At 55.8% G+C, this 15,585-nt stretch carries 16 protein-coding genes; 1 reads left to right on the top strand and 15 read right to left on the bottom strand.

Translation table 11 applies throughout. The annotated features are described in order from the left end of the window. Positions 1-14 precede the first annotated feature (14 nt). The 14 genes from AC2FIC_RS04675 to AC2FIC_RS04610 all read right to left on the bottom strand — a co-directional run bounded on the left by AC2FIC_RS04675 (position 15) and on the right by AC2FIC_RS04610 (position 13,310). A complete protein-coding gene (locus AC2FIC_RS04675; RefSeq protein WP_142637807.1) occupies positions 15-527 on the bottom strand; it encodes a hypothetical protein in 513 nt (170 codons plus the stop codon). A 309-nt stretch (positions 528-836) separates the two neighbouring features. Continuing rightward, positions 837-1,232: a RidA family protein gene (locus AC2FIC_RS04670; protein ID WP_142637805.1), complete on the bottom strand. Its 396-nt coding sequence runs from the start codon at positions 1,230-1,232 to the stop codon at positions 837-839. Continuing rightward, positions 1,229-1,636 (bottom strand): acyl-CoA thioesterase, encoded by a 408-nt coding sequence (locus AC2FIC_RS04665; protein WP_142637803.1) that lies wholly within the window; start codon positions 1,634-1,636, stop codon positions 1,229-1,231. The genes AC2FIC_RS04670 and AC2FIC_RS04665 overlap by 4 nt, the downstream gene beginning before the upstream one ends. Continuing rightward, on the bottom strand, positions 1,636-2,322 hold the full coding sequence (locus tag AC2FIC_RS04660; protein ID WP_496692991.1) for an ABC transporter ATP-binding protein: 687 nt from the start codon (positions 2,320-2,322) through the stop codon (positions 1,636-1,638). Before AC2FIC_RS04660 ends, AC2FIC_RS04665 begins: the two co-directional genes overlap by 1 nt. Then, complete coding sequence (locus AC2FIC_RS04655; RefSeq protein WP_281995513.1) at positions 2,319-3,068, bottom strand: ABC transporter ATP-binding protein; 750 nt, start codon at positions 3,066-3,068, stop codon at positions 2,319-2,321. The genes AC2FIC_RS04660 and AC2FIC_RS04655 overlap by 4 nt, the downstream gene beginning before the upstream one ends. Beyond that, a complete protein-coding gene (locus AC2FIC_RS04650) occupies positions 3,061-4,041 on the bottom strand; it encodes a branched-chain amino acid ABC transporter permease (RefSeq protein ID WP_496693030.1) in 981 nt (326 codons plus the stop codon). Before AC2FIC_RS04650 ends, AC2FIC_RS04655 begins: the two co-directional genes overlap by 8 nt. Before the next feature lie 2 nt (positions 4,042-4,043). Further along, positions 4,044-4,964 carry a branched-chain amino acid ABC transporter permease gene (locus AC2FIC_RS04645; protein ID WP_496693029.1) on the bottom strand — a complete coding sequence of 307 codons (921 nt, stop codon included), beginning with the start codon at positions 4,962-4,964 and terminating at the stop codon, positions 4,044-4,046. A 51-nt stretch (positions 4,965-5,015) separates the two neighbouring features. Next, entirely contained in the window at positions 5,016-6,146 is a 1,131-nt protein-coding gene (locus tag AC2FIC_RS04640; RefSeq protein ID WP_496692990.1) for an ABC transporter substrate-binding protein, read from the bottom strand. 126 nt (positions 6,147-6,272) lie between these two features. Next, the gene (locus AC2FIC_RS04635) at positions 6,273-7,883 is read right to left on the bottom strand and encodes an AMP-binding protein (RefSeq protein ID WP_496692989.1); all 1,611 of its coding nucleotides are present in this window, start codon (positions 7,881-7,883) and stop codon (positions 6,273-6,275) included. Further along, positions 7,883-9,034 (bottom strand): acyl-CoA dehydrogenase family protein, encoded by a 1,152-nt coding sequence (locus tag AC2FIC_RS04630; RefSeq protein WP_271950000.1) that lies wholly within the window; start codon positions 9,032-9,034, stop codon positions 7,883-7,885. Before AC2FIC_RS04630 ends, AC2FIC_RS04635 begins: the two co-directional genes overlap by 1 nt. After that, on the bottom strand, positions 9,034-9,834 hold the full coding sequence (locus AC2FIC_RS04625) for an enoyl-CoA hydratase family protein (RefSeq protein ID WP_496692988.1): 801 nt from the start codon (positions 9,832-9,834) through the stop codon (positions 9,034-9,036). Before AC2FIC_RS04625 ends, AC2FIC_RS04630 begins: the two co-directional genes overlap by 1 nt. Beyond that, complete coding sequence (locus AC2FIC_RS04620) at positions 9,824-10,291, bottom strand: MarR family winged helix-turn-helix transcriptional regulator (protein WP_496692987.1); 468 nt, start codon at positions 10,289-10,291, stop codon at positions 9,824-9,826. Before AC2FIC_RS04620 ends, AC2FIC_RS04625 begins: the two co-directional genes overlap by 11 nt. After that, the gene (locus AC2FIC_RS04615; RefSeq protein WP_496692986.1) at positions 10,288-11,019 is read right to left on the bottom strand and encodes an SDR family NAD(P)-dependent oxidoreductase; all 732 of its coding nucleotides are present in this window, start codon (positions 11,017-11,019) and stop codon (positions 10,288-10,290) included. Before AC2FIC_RS04615 ends, AC2FIC_RS04620 begins: the two co-directional genes overlap by 4 nt. After that, entirely contained in the window at positions 11,016-13,310 is a 2,295-nt protein-coding gene (locus AC2FIC_RS04610; protein ID WP_496692985.1) for a bifunctional salicylyl-CoA 5-hydroxylase/oxidoreductase, read from the bottom strand. Before AC2FIC_RS04610 ends, AC2FIC_RS04615 begins: the two co-directional genes overlap by 4 nt. Before the next feature lie 262 nt (positions 13,311-13,572). Between AC2FIC_RS04610 and AC2FIC_RS04605 the strand changes: the two genes are divergently transcribed. Beyond that, positions 13,573-14,592, top strand: a complete 1,020-nt coding sequence (locus AC2FIC_RS04605) for a LacI family DNA-binding transcriptional regulator (protein WP_142637781.1) — start codon at positions 13,573-13,575, stop codon at positions 14,590-14,592. Between the two features lie 2 nt (positions 14,593-14,594). Here the strand turns inward: AC2FIC_RS04605 and AC2FIC_RS04600 are convergent, their stop codons facing one another. Continuing rightward, positions 14,595-15,566, bottom strand: coding sequence for a LysR family transcriptional regulator (locus AC2FIC_RS04600; RefSeq protein ID WP_271949993.1), 972 nt, complete (start codon positions 15,564-15,566; stop codon positions 14,595-14,597). Positions 15,567-15,585: the final 19 nt, after the last annotated feature.

Genomic DNA, 15,585 nt, shown 5'->3' with positions numbered 1-15,585 from the left:
CCAGAGTTTTGCCATCAGACCACCGTTCGAGGCGTCTTTCCTGCAAATACCGGCTGGACCCGGGCACCCTGATATTCGCAGGCGTTATCCAACCAGGCCAGAAACAGACGCGTGTTTCCAACAATGTGAGGGACAAAGCCGAAATCCGGTCGATTACCGGCCAGCTTTTGAACCAAAGAACCCGTTTGCAACACGAAGATCGCGCCCCCTACCACAACGGCGGCGCTGATTGTGGGCGAGGCTGCGATCTCATGGCTTTGGGTTCCGGCCACCCAAAGAGCAAATGCCAGACGCGTCATCGCCACCGTATCCGTGACGCGGCGCAAGCCAGGAAGGAAATAGGTGGATAGAGCCGTCGCGCATACAATGACAGCCATATAGATCAGGCCGATAACAACCGGGACGGGTAATCCGAAACGCGTTGCCTCTATATGTGAGTAAAGAGTGAAACCCGAGGCAAAAGCCAGAGCCGCAATCAGCGACAACCGCCGTCTTTCGAGACTTAGATGCCTTGTGACTCTTTTCACTGCGTCGACCCTCATGTTTTGTTGAGGATCTGTTTGAGATATGAATTTGTGATTGATCTGACGAAATAGCGGCGGAAGTTTGTCTTTGTCTCCCCTCACCATTCAATCGGTCGCCCAAATGACTTGGTTACGCCCTGCACGTTGGCCTTTTCACTCTGGTACGAGCGCAAAATTCAGCCCGGTTTAGGCCGCTGCAACCCGCTTCGGCGGCCCTGTGATTTCAGAAAAGAGGTTTGGCAGAATTCTCACCTCCTATGGTGAAAATCGCTCAAATTCATTCCGCTGGGCCCGTTTCAATGTCGCTTGCCTTCAGGATAAATGTGCTGTCGCTTCAATTTCCAACAAGGCCTCGTCTTCGACCAAACCCGCCACGATGATCATTGACATCGCAGGAAAATGCCTGCCGAAAACCTCACGATAGGCGGCCCCAACTTCGGCTTGCAGAGACAGATATTCGCGTTTGTCTGTTACGAACCAGGTCAGGCGGGTCACATCGCGGGCCGAGCCACCAGCGGCCTCGACAATATCAACGATATTCTGCAGCGCCTGTTTCATCTGTCCGATGAACCCGCCGCTGACAAATTTCTTGTTCGCGTCCCATCCTATTTGCCCGCCGATATGTAACGTTCCATCTTTGGTCAAAACGCCATTGGCATATCCTTTGGCAGGCAACCAGCCGTCGGGGTGAATTGTCTTGTGGCTCATAGCGCGTCGTCCCTGAATGCCTCGAGTTTTTTACGGATGTCTGCGGGCCAGGCCGTTGGACCGCCCTTTGAATCTACATGAACAAGCGTTGCTACGCTTGTCAGTCGCTCCTCTTGCGCACAACTGGCCACGACCGAGTATTCGGCTGAACTGCGTCCGATCTTTGTGATCTTCATCCGGAATATCAAATGGTCACCGTGACGGCTGGGCGCTGAAAATCGGGTTTGTATCTGTGCGGTAGGCACTGCGCCAACAGGATGAATCTCTTCAAACGGTTTGCACAGCACCTGATCGAAATAGGTCTCAACGCAATCATTGATCATCTCGAAATAGCGCGGGAAAAAGACAATCCCCGCCGGGTCGCAATGTTTGAACAGAACCTTTTGGTGGAATTCAAAAGTCATCAGACCCCCACATATTTTTCTGTGATGTCATGACCGAGATCCACCATCGCGCCAGACCAGACTGTTTTACCGCGCTCAAGAATGACCGCGCGGTCAGACACCAGCGCCAACTCTTTCAGAGACTTGTCGATCAACAGGATCGAAACATTGGTTTCCTGTTTTAGGCGATGCAAGACCGACCAGATTTCCTGTCGCACGATCGGAGCCAGCCCTTCGGTTGCTTCATCGAGGATCAAGAGCTGCGGATTCGTCATCAGGGCGCGCCCGATAGCCAGCATCTGTTGTTCTCCGCCGGATAGTGAGGCTGCCCTTTGGCCCTGACGTTCCTCTAGCCGTGGGAACAGTTCAGCCACCTTCTGCAATGTCCACTCGCCGGGTCTGGCAGCGGCGATCAGATTCTCGCGGACCGTCAGGTCGGCAAAGCACCGGCGCCCCTCGGGTACCAGCCCGACACCAAGACGCGCGACCTTATAGCTGGGTAGAGCGTGCAGATTCTGATTGTTCAGCGACAGAGTGCCCTCGGACCGGATCATCCGGCAAATGGCTTTGACAGTCGTGGTCTTGCCCATCCCATTGCGCCCCATAAGAGCTGTAACCTCGCCCTGCGCCAGAGAAAGATCGACACCAAATAAAGCCTGACTGACGCCGTATGTCGCGGTCAGGTTTTCTACCCGCAACAAAGTCATGCCTCATCCCCCAGATAGGCATCGCGCACCTCACGGCTTGCGCGGATTTCATCTGCCGTCCCGGTTGCAATCACCTTGCCATAGACCAATACGCTGATCCGATCAGCCAGCGCAAAAACGGCGTCCATATCATGTTCGACAAGCAGGATGGGCGCCTCTTCCCGCAGACCGTCAAGAAACCCGGTCAACCGCTTGGACCCTCCAGCGCCAAGCCCGGCCATCGGTTCATCCATGACAAAGACCCGAGGTGACAAAGTCAAAGCCACGGCGACTTCAAGCTGGCGGCGTTGACCATGGCTGAGATTTGCGCAACGCGTTTCGCGTTCATCGCCCAGGCCCACCCTTTCCAGCGCAGCCTCGGCCCTTTCGAGCAGCTCTGGCCGTTTCAAGGCAGGTTTCCAGAACCGCCATACGAGGTTTTCCGCACCCATGGCGCTCAACACGACGTTTTCCAGAATCGTATCTTCCATGCACAGTTCCGATATCTGGAACGTCCGCCCCATCCCTGCCCTTGCCCGCTTTTGCGTGCCAAGGTCCGACACATCCTGTCCGCACAGCAAAACACGCCCCGAATCCGGTTGCAAACCTCCGCAGATCTGCTGGATCAACGTGGATTTTCCCGCTCCATTCGGACCAATGATGGCGTGGATCTCTCCTGGCCTGAGATCAATCGAGACGTTATCCGTAGCCTTTAACGCACCAAAGCTTTTGTTCAGACTCTCGGTGGCAAGGACCGGATCAGACATGTGCCCCCTCTTTCCCGGTTAGCAGCCCAATCAGGCCACCGCGACCAAACAGAACGATGCACAGCAGAACAACACCCAAATATACATGCCAGAAATCGGTTAGTTCGCCCAGAAAATGCTCGAGCGCGACAAACACGCAAGCCCCAATTACCGGACCCATCAGGCGTCCGACACCTCCGATGATTATCAGCACAATCAATTCGCCCGAAAGCTGCCAACTGAACATAGACGGCGAAACGAACCGGTTGAGATCGGCAAACAGCGCCCCGGCCAGACCAGTGACAGCGCCGGACAGAACAAAGGCCAGAAGTTTCAGCCGCATGGGGTTCAATCCCACGGTCTCGACCCGCGCCGTAGATTGCCGCGTCGCATTAAGAGCCAGCCCGAATGGCGCGGCTTGCATCCGCGCAAACAGGAACAGGACGAGACATAGCAGCGCGAAACAGATGCCGTAAAACTGGATCGGATCCAATGTGTTGAGGCCGGGAAAACCGTTGCGAACATAGATGGATAATCCGTCTTCGCCCCCGTATTGCGCCCAAGAAATCGCGAAGTAGTAAAACATCTGTCCGAAGGCCAGCGTAATCATGATGAAATAAACGCCTGACGTTCTTAGGGACAGAAGACCGACGAAAAAGGCAGCAATGCCCGAAGTAAGCATCGCAACTATCCAGATCACGGGCATGGATTTACTGCCTTCGATAGAAATCAAGCCCAGATCCAGTGCCGTGTAGGTCTGCGCGTGATAGGTCAGAATGCCCATCGCATAGCCGCCGATCCCGAAGAAAACAGCATGGCCAAAGCTGACCAACCCCCCAATTCCCAGGATGACATTCAGACCAACCGCTGCAAGCGCCAAGATCACCGCCCGCGTCACAAGCGTGATTGTGAAGGGCTGGTCCACGGCCAGCGCCCAAAGGGGCAGCGCCAGCAGGCCGGCGATCATCAGGCCATTGATGTATCTTTCATTCATTCTCATGCGCGGGCTCCGAACAGACCTGTTGGGCGCCAGATCAGGACCAATCCCATCAGGACATAGATTCCCATTGATGCCAGAGCCGAGCCGCTTTTCTGAGCGGCTCCCGGTTCCATGAACAGTTTGAACAGCTCGGGCAGGAAAACCCCGCCCAGCGTGTCGGTTAGCCCAACCAACAGCGCCCCGATGAACGCCCCTCGAACCGAGCCTATGCCACCGATTACGATAACCACGAAGGCCAGGATCAGAACAGGTTCACCCATGCCCACCTGTACCGACTGAATTGCCCCAACCAAAGCACCGGCAAGCCCCGCCAGCCCCGCCCCTAGTGCAAATACCAACGTGTAAAGTTTCGAGATGTCGACGCCCAGTGCGGCAATCATTTCCCGGTCGTTCTTACCGGCCCGTATCTGCACACCCAAACGCGTGCGTTCGATCAGGGCCCACAAACCTACTGCAACAGCAAGACCAGTCCCGATCAGGGTTAGGCGATAGAGGGGATATTCGATCCCGCCCTGCAGCGTGATCGGACCCGAAAGTGCCGCTGGAATATCCAGGAACAATGGGAAAGACCCAAAGACCCACCTTGTCCCTTCGGAAAAGATCAGGATCAGTGCAAAGGTGGCCAGAACCTGATCCAAATGTGGTGCCTGATAAAGCCGCCGGATAACGAGCATTTCTACGATCACCCCTGCCAGTGCGGCCGCAGCCAGAGCAGCAATCAGAGCAAGCAGAAATGACCCGGTCGCCCCTGCAACTGCTGCAGCGGCAAATGCACCCACCATGTACAAAGAGCCATGGGCCAGGTTGATCAGGCCCATCACCCCGAAGATCAGCGTCAGGCCAGCAGCCATCAAAAACAACATGACGCCGAACTGCAGCCCGTTCAGGATCTGCTCGATAATCAGGATCGAGGACATGGAAACTCCGGTGATCTGCCCGCCCACTTTTAGGGGCAGGCAGAAATTCAGTTACATTTTGCAATCGGCCGCGTAGGCATCAGAGTGGTTTTCAAGAGCTACGCCAAGGATCTTATTGGTAAATACATCACCTTCTTTGATCACTTCGCGCGCATAGATGGTCTGAACCGGATGATGGTTCGGGCCAAAGCTGAAATCCCCTCGTGTGCTGTTGAAATCCGCCGCCCTCAGCGCTTCGCGGAAGGCATCCGCATCTGACGGGTCAGCCTTGTCAAGCGCGGCAAGCAACAGGTTAGCGGTATCGAATCCCTGACTGGCGTAAAGCGAGGGCAGACGTCCGTATTCTGCCTGAAAGCTTTCAACAAAGGCAGCGTTGGTCGGGTTGTCGATATCCTTGTTCCACTGCGAAGTGTTCACCACGCCCAGCGCCGCATCGCCTACCGCCTGCAGAATGCCCTGATCAAAGCTGAAGGCTGGGCCAACAACTGGAAGATCGATCCCGCTGTCGGCATATTGCTTCAGAAACGAAATCCCCATCCCGCCGGGCAGGAAGAAAAAGACGCTATCCGCATCGCTTGCGCGGATTTGCGCGATTTCAGCTGCATAATCAGTCTGGCCAAGCTCGGTATAGATCTCACCGGCCAGATCACCTTCGAAAAAGCGTTTATAGCCAGTCAGCGCGTCGACACCCGCCGGGTAATTCGGAGCAAGTATGAAGCTGCTCTTGTAACCCGCACCATTGGCGTATGCGCCCGCGGCCTCGTGCAGGTTGTCGTTCTGCCAGGCAACGTTGAAATAGTTCTGGTGACAGCCCTTCCCCGCCAGAGGTGACGGGCCCGCATTGGGTGACAGATAGAAAACGTCCTGGTTCACGGCGGCTGGCACAACCGCCATCGCCAGGTTTGACCAGATGATACCGGTCATCACATCTACACGTTCGGATTGGATCATCTTGTCTGACAGCTGTACCGCGATATCCGGTTTGCGCTGGTCGTCTTCGATCACCACCTCGATATCATCCCGCCCCGATTGAGCAATCGCAAGCATGAACCCATCCCGTACGTCGATGCCCAAACCGGCCCCGCCGCCTGAAAGCGTTGTGATCATCCCCACCTTAACTTCCGCTGTAACACCCGTCGCGCACAGCGCAGTGATCGCTGCAGCCGCCAATAGTCTCTTCATCGTCTTCTCCCTTCGTTGGCCCTATGAACGCGATTTATGTCATTATTCTCAACGTTCGGTCTATGCCTTTGGCAATTCGGTCTTTTTCTTACATTCTTTCTGCCCGCTATATTCTACATACATTGATCATGATTTCAGGCGGAAACGCTGGATTTTTCCGGTCGCGGTTTTGGGCAAACCATCGCAGAACCGGATCGAGCGCGGGTATTTATACGGGGCAATCATAGATTTCACATGAGCCTGAAGGGCTTCGCGCATAGCGTCATCAGCCGTACCTGAAGCCAGAACAACATGTGCTTGGACAATATGACCCCTCTCAGCATCTGGGACGCCGATCACCGCGCATTCCGCAACGGCTTCATGCGCCAGAAGTGCGGCTTCGACTTCGGGTCCGGCTATGTTGTATCCGGCCGAGATAATCATGTCGTCATTGCGCGCAGAAAAATGAAAATACCCCTCTGCGTCCCGATAAAAGCTGTCACCAGTGATATTCCACCCATCTGTCACATAACCCGCCTGCCGCTTATCATTCAGATACCGGCACCCTGTCGGACCACGAACAGCCAGGCGTCCGATATCCCCAACTGCAGCTTCAGTACCGTCTGGGTTTAGTACTTTGGCCTCATATCCGGTAACCGGCCTGCCGGTACTGGCTGGGCGGTGATCGTCAAACCGGTTTGAAATAAAGATGTGCAACATCTCGGTCGCGCCGATCCCGTCGAGCATTGGTTTGCCTGTCTTGGAAATCCACTCGTCATAGATTGGCTGCGGTAAGGTCTCGCCCGCCGACACAGCCGCACGCAGACTAGACAGATCAACACCGTCATCCATCGCCTGCAGCATGACCCGATAGGCGGTTGGCGCAGTGAAACAGACAGTCGCTTTGTATTTTTCGATTATCTCGATCATGCCCGCAGGCGAGGCTTGTTCTAACAGGGTTGCAGTCGCGCCGAACCGCAACGGAAACACCGCCAAACCGCCCAACCCGAATGTGAAGGCCAAAGGTGGAGAACCAACAAAAACGTCCTCTGGAACGACCTGCAACACCTCACGCGCATAGCTGTCGGCAATGATCAGAATATCTCTGTGAAAATGCATGGTGGCCTTGGGCTCACCTGTCGAGCCGGAGGTGAAACCCAACAAGGCCACGTCGTCGCGCCCGGTATTAACGCAATCGAACTGTACCGGCTTTTCAAGTGCAAGACGATCAAGCTCGGCATCGTGGTTTGAAGTTCCGTCGAACCCGACGACCCGCTGCAGGAACCGGCTATCACTGGCGCAGGACTGCATTTCGTCGATCAGCCGGGTATCACATAATGCAAACTGGATTTCCGCCTTATCGACAGTTTTCGTCAGTTCTGCAGCGCGCAACATCGGCATAGTATTGACGACGACCGCACCCACCTTGGTTGCGGCAAGCCAGCACGCAACCATTGCCGGATTGTTAGCCGATCGGATCAGCACCCGGTTTCCCGGCTCGACCCCCAAGTCATCGACCAATACATGTGCCAGCCTGTTGGTCCAGTCGCTGAGCTCTTTATAAGTTCGTTGCCGACCATTGCCGATCAAAGCGGTATGATCACCAAAGCCCTTGGCAACCATGGCATCGGTCAGCTCATATGCTGCATTCACATGATCGGAATATGCAAAACCCGCCAACAGGAAGTCGGGCCACTGATCCTGGGGGGGCAGGTTATCGCGGCTGAACGTGTCGGTATGTGCAGACGGTCCAAGCATCACCTTCCCTCCATGTGCGCGGCCATCGTCTGACGTGCAATGATTACTTTTTGAACGTCCGAGGCGCCCTCGTAGATGCGCAAGGCACGGATTTCTCGGTACAGAGATTCAACCGCCATCCCAGAACGCACCCCGTCGCCACCAAACAACTGAACCGCCTTGTCGATAATCAACTGTGCCTGATCGGTAGCAAACAACTTGGCCATCGCCGCCTCACGTGTGATGCGCGCCGCTCCGCTGTCCTTGGCCCACGCTGCCCGATAGATCAAAAGCGCCGAAGCATCGACATCTAATGCCATCTCGGCGATGTGCCCCTGCACCATCTGCAAATCAAACAACGGGGCGCCTTGCACCTGCCGTTCCGATACCCGTGTCAGCGCCTCATCTAGCGCGCGTCGTGCAAATCCCAGGGCAGCGGCGGCCACTGTCGGGCGGAACAGATCTAGCACAGACATTGCAATACGAAATCCTGCGCCAGCTTGACCGATCATCGCGCTAGCCGGCACACGCACATCATTGAAACGCAAAGTCGCCAATGGGTGTGGCGCGATTGTGTCCAGGCGCCCGACAACTTCGAAACCCTTCAGATCAGGAGTGATGATAAAAGCTGACAACCCTTTGGCCCCGGGTGCCTCGCCAGTACGGGCGAACAGGGTGTAGACATCTGCGATACCCCCGTTCGATATCCATGTCTTTTCACCGTTCAGGACAAAGTCGTTGCCATCACGGATAGCCGTCATTGTCGAATTTGCCACATCCGACCCCGATTGAGGTTCAGTCAATGCAAAGGCCGCGATAGCCTGACCAGAGCGCGTTTGCGGCAGCCAATGCGCCTTTTGGCCTTTTGAGCCGAACAACGAGATCGCACCGGTTCCAAGCCCCTGCATTGCAAAGGCGAAATCGGCCAACCCATCATGGCGGGCAAGTGTTTCACGGCTGAGGCACAGCGTCCTGACATCCAAATGGCCGCTTTCGTCCGAAGTAGGCTGCAGCAGCCCGGCGTCGCCCAGCTGGCGGACCAGATCGCGACAAGCCTGGTCCGGGTCGCCATGGTCAATAGCTAGTCCCCGAGCGACGTCTTGCACCCGATCCGCCCAGCCCCGGTGATGAGGGTCAAAGAATGGCCACGAAAGAAAGCTCTGATCTGCCATCAATCGCCCTCGAATACTGGTTTGTCTTTTGCAACAAAGGCCTTGTAGGCGCGTTCAAAATCTCCGGTTTGCATACAGATCGCCTGGGCCTGCGCCTCTGCTTCGATTGCCTGTTCGATCGACATAGACCACTCCTGCGCCAGCATGGTCTTGGTCATCATATGCGCAAAATTGGGGCCTGCCACGATACGGTCAGCCAGAGATTGCGCGGTAGCGTCAAGCTCGGATGGATCAACCACCGCATTGTAGAACCCCCAGGAAAGCCCCTCATCAGCGGTCATGCTGCGTCCGGTATAGAGCAGTTCGGCCGTACGCCCCTGCCCGATGATACGGGGCAGGATGGCGCAGGCCCCCATATCGCACCCTGCCAGCCCCACCCGCGTGAACAGGAATGCACATTTGGCCTGCGGGGTGGCGATACGCAAATCCGCAGCCATAGCGATGATGGCCCCGGCCCCCACGCAAATACCGTCCACCGCAGCAATCACCGGCTTGCCACAATTCACAATCGCCTTGACGAGATCTCCGGTCATTCGCGTGAAGAGCAACAGGTCCTTCATCTTCATGCGCGTTAGCGGACCGATGATTTCGTGCACATCGCCGCCCGAGCTGAAATTGCCACCATTTGAGGCGAACACCACTGCATCTACCTCTTCTGAATAGACCAGATCCCTGAACCAATCGCGCAGTTCGGCATAGCTGTCGAAGGTCAAAGGGTTCTTACGCTCTGGTCGGTTCAGTGCAATCGTTGCAACCCGGTTCCGGATTTCGCAGCGAAAATGTTTGACGTCACTGGCCATCGATTTCCTCCGAAATAGTGAGTTCGGTTGTCAGAGTGCGGGCGTCCTCGGCGGAAAACTGGCCAAGCATATCGGATATCCACGCCTCATGCGCCGCGGCCTGACGTGCGAATTCCTCGCATCCTTTTTGTGTCATGCGTACGCGATGGGCACGACGATCTCCAGGCACAGGTACGCGCACTAGCAGGCCGTCATCAGCCAGCCGATCCACGATCCCGGTCACATTCCCGTTCGAAACGCGCAGCGCACCCGAGATTTCGCTCATCTTCAGCCCATCTTCGAACCGCGACAGGGCTGCCATCACGTCGAAGCGCGGCAGTGTCGTGTCGAACTCTAACCTGAGGTTCTCTCTTAGCGCAGCCTCGATGCCACGCGTGGTCTTGAGCAGCCGCAGCCATAACCGCAATCTCTCTTTGGATGGATCTTCCAATGGTGCTTGAAGCGGGTTTGGGTTCATATCTCGCCTCCGGACAGGCTAAGCGCGTGGCCATTGACTGAATTTGCCGCATCCGAGCACAACCACCTCACGGCACCTGCTACGTCTTCGACCTGGATGAAACGACCCTGTGGGTTTATCTTTTTCAGGCTTTTCACCGCATTTTCTGCGCTCATTCCCGTCTTCTCGACGATGTTCGCAATCGAGCGATCCAACATCGGCGTTTCCACAAACCCCGGGCAAACCGCATTGACGGTGATGCCCGTCGCCGCAAGTTCGACCGCCAGAGACCGCGTCAGCCCGACCACCGCATGTTTTGTCGCACAATAGCCGGAAACATAAGGATAGCCCTTCAATCCGGCGGTGGACGCGATGGCAATCAGACGGCCCGCTCCTGCGGCTTGCATGTCAGGCAAAGCCGCCTGCCATAGATTGAAAACACCCACCAGATTCACATCCGTCAGGGTCCGCAGATCATCGGCGGTCATCCGATGAAACGGAAGCGAATGGGCCGCGCCGGCATTCGCAACCGCTATTGAAATCGGGCCGCGTTCTGCCCTTGCTGTTTCAATAGCAGCTCGGACCTGCTTGTCATCGGTCACATCACAAAGGACATAAGGCAAAGCTTGCTGCTGCAGCTTGGCCTCTGTACGGCCCAAAATGGTAACGGCTGCTCCGCCATTCGCGAAATCTTGGGCTATAGCCGCACCAACGCCGGTGCCGCCGCCGGTTATGACGACATGTTTCATACTTCACCCGCCGTTTCCGCCATGCGATCTGCCAGGCGCCAGGCCTGATCCCGTCCGGCTTCATAGGGGCGGGGCCAAGTTTCCTGCCGGTCCCCCAACGCCGTAGCCGCGTGCAAGGTCCAGTACGGATCGTCCAGATGAGGCCGGGCAAGGCACACCAGATCCGCACGACCGGCCATGAGAATCGAATTTACGTGATCGGCTTCATAGATGTTCCCCACCGCCATAGTACTGATGCCACATTCGTTTCTAATGCGGTCCGCGAAAGGGGTCTGGAACATACGGCCGTAAACCGGGTTGGCATCGGTCGAAGTCTGCCCGGCGGAAACATCCACGATATCTGCACCCGCCGCATCGAACATCGCCGCTATATCCACAGCTTGTTGCGGCGTCACGCCAGCAGGTCCGACCCAGTCATTGGCAGAAATGCGCACCGCCATCGGCTTATCTTTGGGCCAGGTCGACCGCATAGCTGAAAAAACTTCAAGCGGATAACGCATACGGTTTTCAAGACTGCCCCCATACATGTCGTCGCGCGTGTTCGACAAAGGAGAGATAAAGGACGAGATGAGGTAGCCATGCGCCGCATGCAGTTCGATCATGTCAAACCCAGCACGATCTGCCATCCGGGTTGCGGTCACAAATTGGGACGTGACCCTATCCATATCTGCACGATCCATCGCGCTGGGCACAGCGTTACCGTCGGACCAAGGGATCGCCGAAGCTGATATCAAAGGCCAGTTTCCTTCCTTCAGCGGCTGGTCCATTCCTTCCCACCCGATGCAGGTTGAACCTTTGCGGCCCGAATGGCCGATTTGACAGCATATTTTGGCGTCGGTTTCCGCATGGACAAATTCGGTGAGTCGAGCCCATGCGGCCTCGTGTTCGGGCTCATAAAGCCCCGGGCATCCTGGAGTGATCCGGCCTTCGGCGCTGACACAGGTCATTTCGGTGTATACCAGCCCGGCGCCACCTTTGGCCCTTTCACCGTAATGGATCAGGTGCCAGTCAACCGGGCACCCATCAACCGCCTTGTACTGTGCCATGGGTGACACCACGATCCGGTTCTTCAACTGCATCCCCCGCAGGCGAAATGGCGCAAACATCGGGGGCCGGGCCGGACCATCAACCGCGCCCCCAGACTGTTGCATGAACCATGCCTCGGCATGCCCCAGCCAGTTGGCATCGCGTTGGCGCAGGTTCTCGTGGCTGATCCGCTGAGACCGTGTCAGCATCGCGTAATTCAACTGAACCGAATCCTGATCGAGGTAACGTTCGACATTCTCGAACCATTCGACCGAGTTCCGCGCTGCCGATTGCAGGCGCAACACTTCAAGACGACGCTCGTCCTCATACCGCGCGAAAGCCGCTTCAAGCGTATCTTCTTTATGGAGGAAGTCAGCCAGCGCTATAGCGCTTTCCAGTGCCAGCTTTGTTCCCGAGCCAATGGAAAAATGTGCGGTCGCTGCGGCATCTCCCAGCAATACCAAGTTTTTGTAACTCCATTTTTCGCACAAGACCCTAGGAAACCGCAGCCAGGCCGAGCCGCGGATATGACTGGCATTGCTCATCAAGGGATGGCCGCCCAAATGATCTTTGAAAATGTCTTCGCACAAAGCGATGGACTCTTGCTTGGTCATCTCACCAAACCCAAAAGCATCGAAGGTCTGTTGCGAGCATTCCACGATGAAAGTCGCCGTATCCCGGTCGAACTGATAGGCATGTGCCCAGACCCAGCCCTTTGGCGTTTCCTCAAAAATAAAGGTGAAGGCGTCGTCAAACTTCTGATGCGTACCCAGCCAGACGAACTGACACCGTCGTTGGTCTATATCAGGTCGAAAAACATCTGCGAACTCGGCCCGTGATTTGGAGTTCAGCCCGTCCGAAGCCACAACGACGTCGAAGTTCATCATATAGTCCGAGGCTGATGCCGCCTCGGTCTCAAAGCGCATCTCGACACCAAGCTCGCGCGCTCGGTCTTGCAAAATGAGCAGCAGTTGCTTGCGTCCGATCCCGCAAAATCCGTGGCCGCTGGACACGGTGCGCTGACCTTTATGCACAAGTGCTACGTCATCCCAATAGGCAAAGTGTTTACGTATCACCGCCGCGCTGGCTGCGTCATTGGCTGCAAGATTATCCAGCGTCTCATCTGACAACACGACGCCCCAGCCAAAGGTGTCATCCGGGCGGTTTCGCTCGATAACAACCACTTCGGCATCCGGATCGCGGAGCTTCATTGAAATCCCGAAATAGAGGCCAGCCGGCCCGCCGCCGAGACATGCAACACGCATCGTTACCTTCCCCCATTCGCAGCTTTACCTGAAACGCTAGACCAGGTGGCACATCCCTTCAAGTAAAAATATTTTATACTTGAAGTTTATACATTCTGAATATCCAACCACAAAATCGCGACGGGTTGGTATTTTCCTGAGCCTAGCCCGCACCGGTTTGCCTGCGACAAAGCAATCAATCTCTGTAAGCGGTTACATTTTGCTTTCACCTAGACGGCGCAGAGCTTACACATATTTGCAAAATCAAATTTCAGGTTTGACAATGCCAAAGGCAAAAACTGCACCGACCCTGGAGGATGTTGCGAAACTCGCGGGCGTATCGACCGCCACGGTTTCACGTTGCCTCAATTCTCCGAGCCTGGTGGTGCAGGCTACGCGTGATCGGGTTCAGTCTGCCGTTGACGCTTTGGGATACACGCCGAATTTTGCCGCACGTGTTATGGCTGCCAGACGGTCGCACACCATCGGCGCCATCATTCCCACCATGGAAAACGCAATCTTTGCGCGTGGACTTCAGGCCTTTCAGGAAGAGCTGCGCCAGCATGGCTATACCCTGCTTGTCTCTAGTTCGGCCTATCAGCCTGAGATCGAAGAAGAGCAGATACGCAACCTGGTCGCACGGGGGGCGGACGGGTTGCTGCTGATCGGGCATGATCGAGACTCGCGGATCTATGACTATCTCGCAAAGCGCAGGATTCCGGTTCTGATAGCGTGGTCGTTTCAGGCAGACGCACCAGTCCCTTCGGTCGGATTTGACAACCGTGCGGCCATGGCCGAACTGGCAAATCAAGTGATCAAGCTGGGTCACCGAACCCTGGGTATGATTTCTGGTGTCAGCACCGGAAACGACCGTGCCCGACTGAGGATCGAAGGGGTGCAAGAAGCAATGCGCCGCAACAACATCCCAAATGACCGGCTGACGATCGTAGAAACGCCATATGAAATCGAAAACGGGGCAGAGGCGTTTTCCCGTCTGATGTCTCGGCAAGATCGACCAACAGCGGTGCTGTGCGGGAACGATGTTCTGGCTATCGGTGCGTCGCGCCGGGCCAAGGAGATGGGGCTTAGAGTTCCTCAAGACGTATCCGTCACAGGGTTCGACGATATCGAACTGGCGCAGATCACCGATCCAGGCTTGACGACCGTGCATGTCCCACATCGGGAAATGGGTCGACGGGCTGCGCTGGAACTGGTTGGATTGATCGAAAAGCCCACCGAAAGTTGCAATGTACAGTTGCGAACCAATTTGGTCGAACGCCAATCGCTGGGGCGCCCCGGCTGACTTCAGGCGGCCTCATTCTCCATGGTGCGAAACTCACCTTTCAACCAGGCGTGACTTGCGCACATCGGGTCGGTAAAATGTTGACGAATAAGCTTTCCCATCGCTCTCTGGATTAGCTTCGAAGTGGTCTCGGGGTATACGTCGGTCGTGAATAAAGACACTGTTCTTACAAAGTTTCGGCCGGGAAATGGCACCACCCGAACTTGGTCGTGAAATCTGTGGGCCCTATGAAAACTTGCGGCCGTGGTGATGGTCCAACCGGTGCCTTCAGCGACCAATCCTATGATCGACTGATTGCATTCCAGTTCGAACCTGTTGGGCAGATCAAATTTACCTCGCCTGAGCTGTATCTCAATTTGCTTGCCGATCACGTAATCACGCGAATAGCGCAGCAACGGCAATTCTGCGTTTGATGAAAACATCTCCTCGGGCATGCCACTGAACGCTCCGGGCAAAACAACGATAAAAGGGTCGCGCATCAACGGGTATTCGATCAGGCCCTCGGTCCGTTCGAACGGTCGGGTCGCCACCCCTGCATCCAGCTTATGTTCCTGCAACTTGGCAATGATCTCATGGCTGGGGCGTGTGAAATGCCGAAAACTGCAGCGCGGCAAAGCATGCGCAAGAAACCGAAACAGATCCGGCGAAATTTGATTGTCGAAATCATCAATCAGTGCCAGCCTCAAATCCGTCGCATGGCGCCAGTTACCCGACCGGATCTCCGCCTCGGCCTTTTTCAAAACGATCAGCCCATCGCGGACATGGCGCGCATAGACTTCACCGGCAGGTGTCAGACCCATTGGACGACGCCCGTGATCCACCAAATCAATGCCCAACGCGGTCTCAAGGCTTCGTAGGTGATTGGAAACTGTGCTGATGGACAAACCGGTTTCCGATGCGACCTGTTGGATCGATCCTGACTTTGCGACCAACTGAAAGACTTCCAGCCAGCGGAGGCTTAGCGACTTTGGCACATTTAGAGTCCGTTGTTTC

This window comes from Ruegeria sp. CDSC079 (assembly GCF_059610505.1).
Note: the sequence above shows the minus strand (reverse complement) of the source record. Positions and strands in the feature narration are given on the sequence as shown.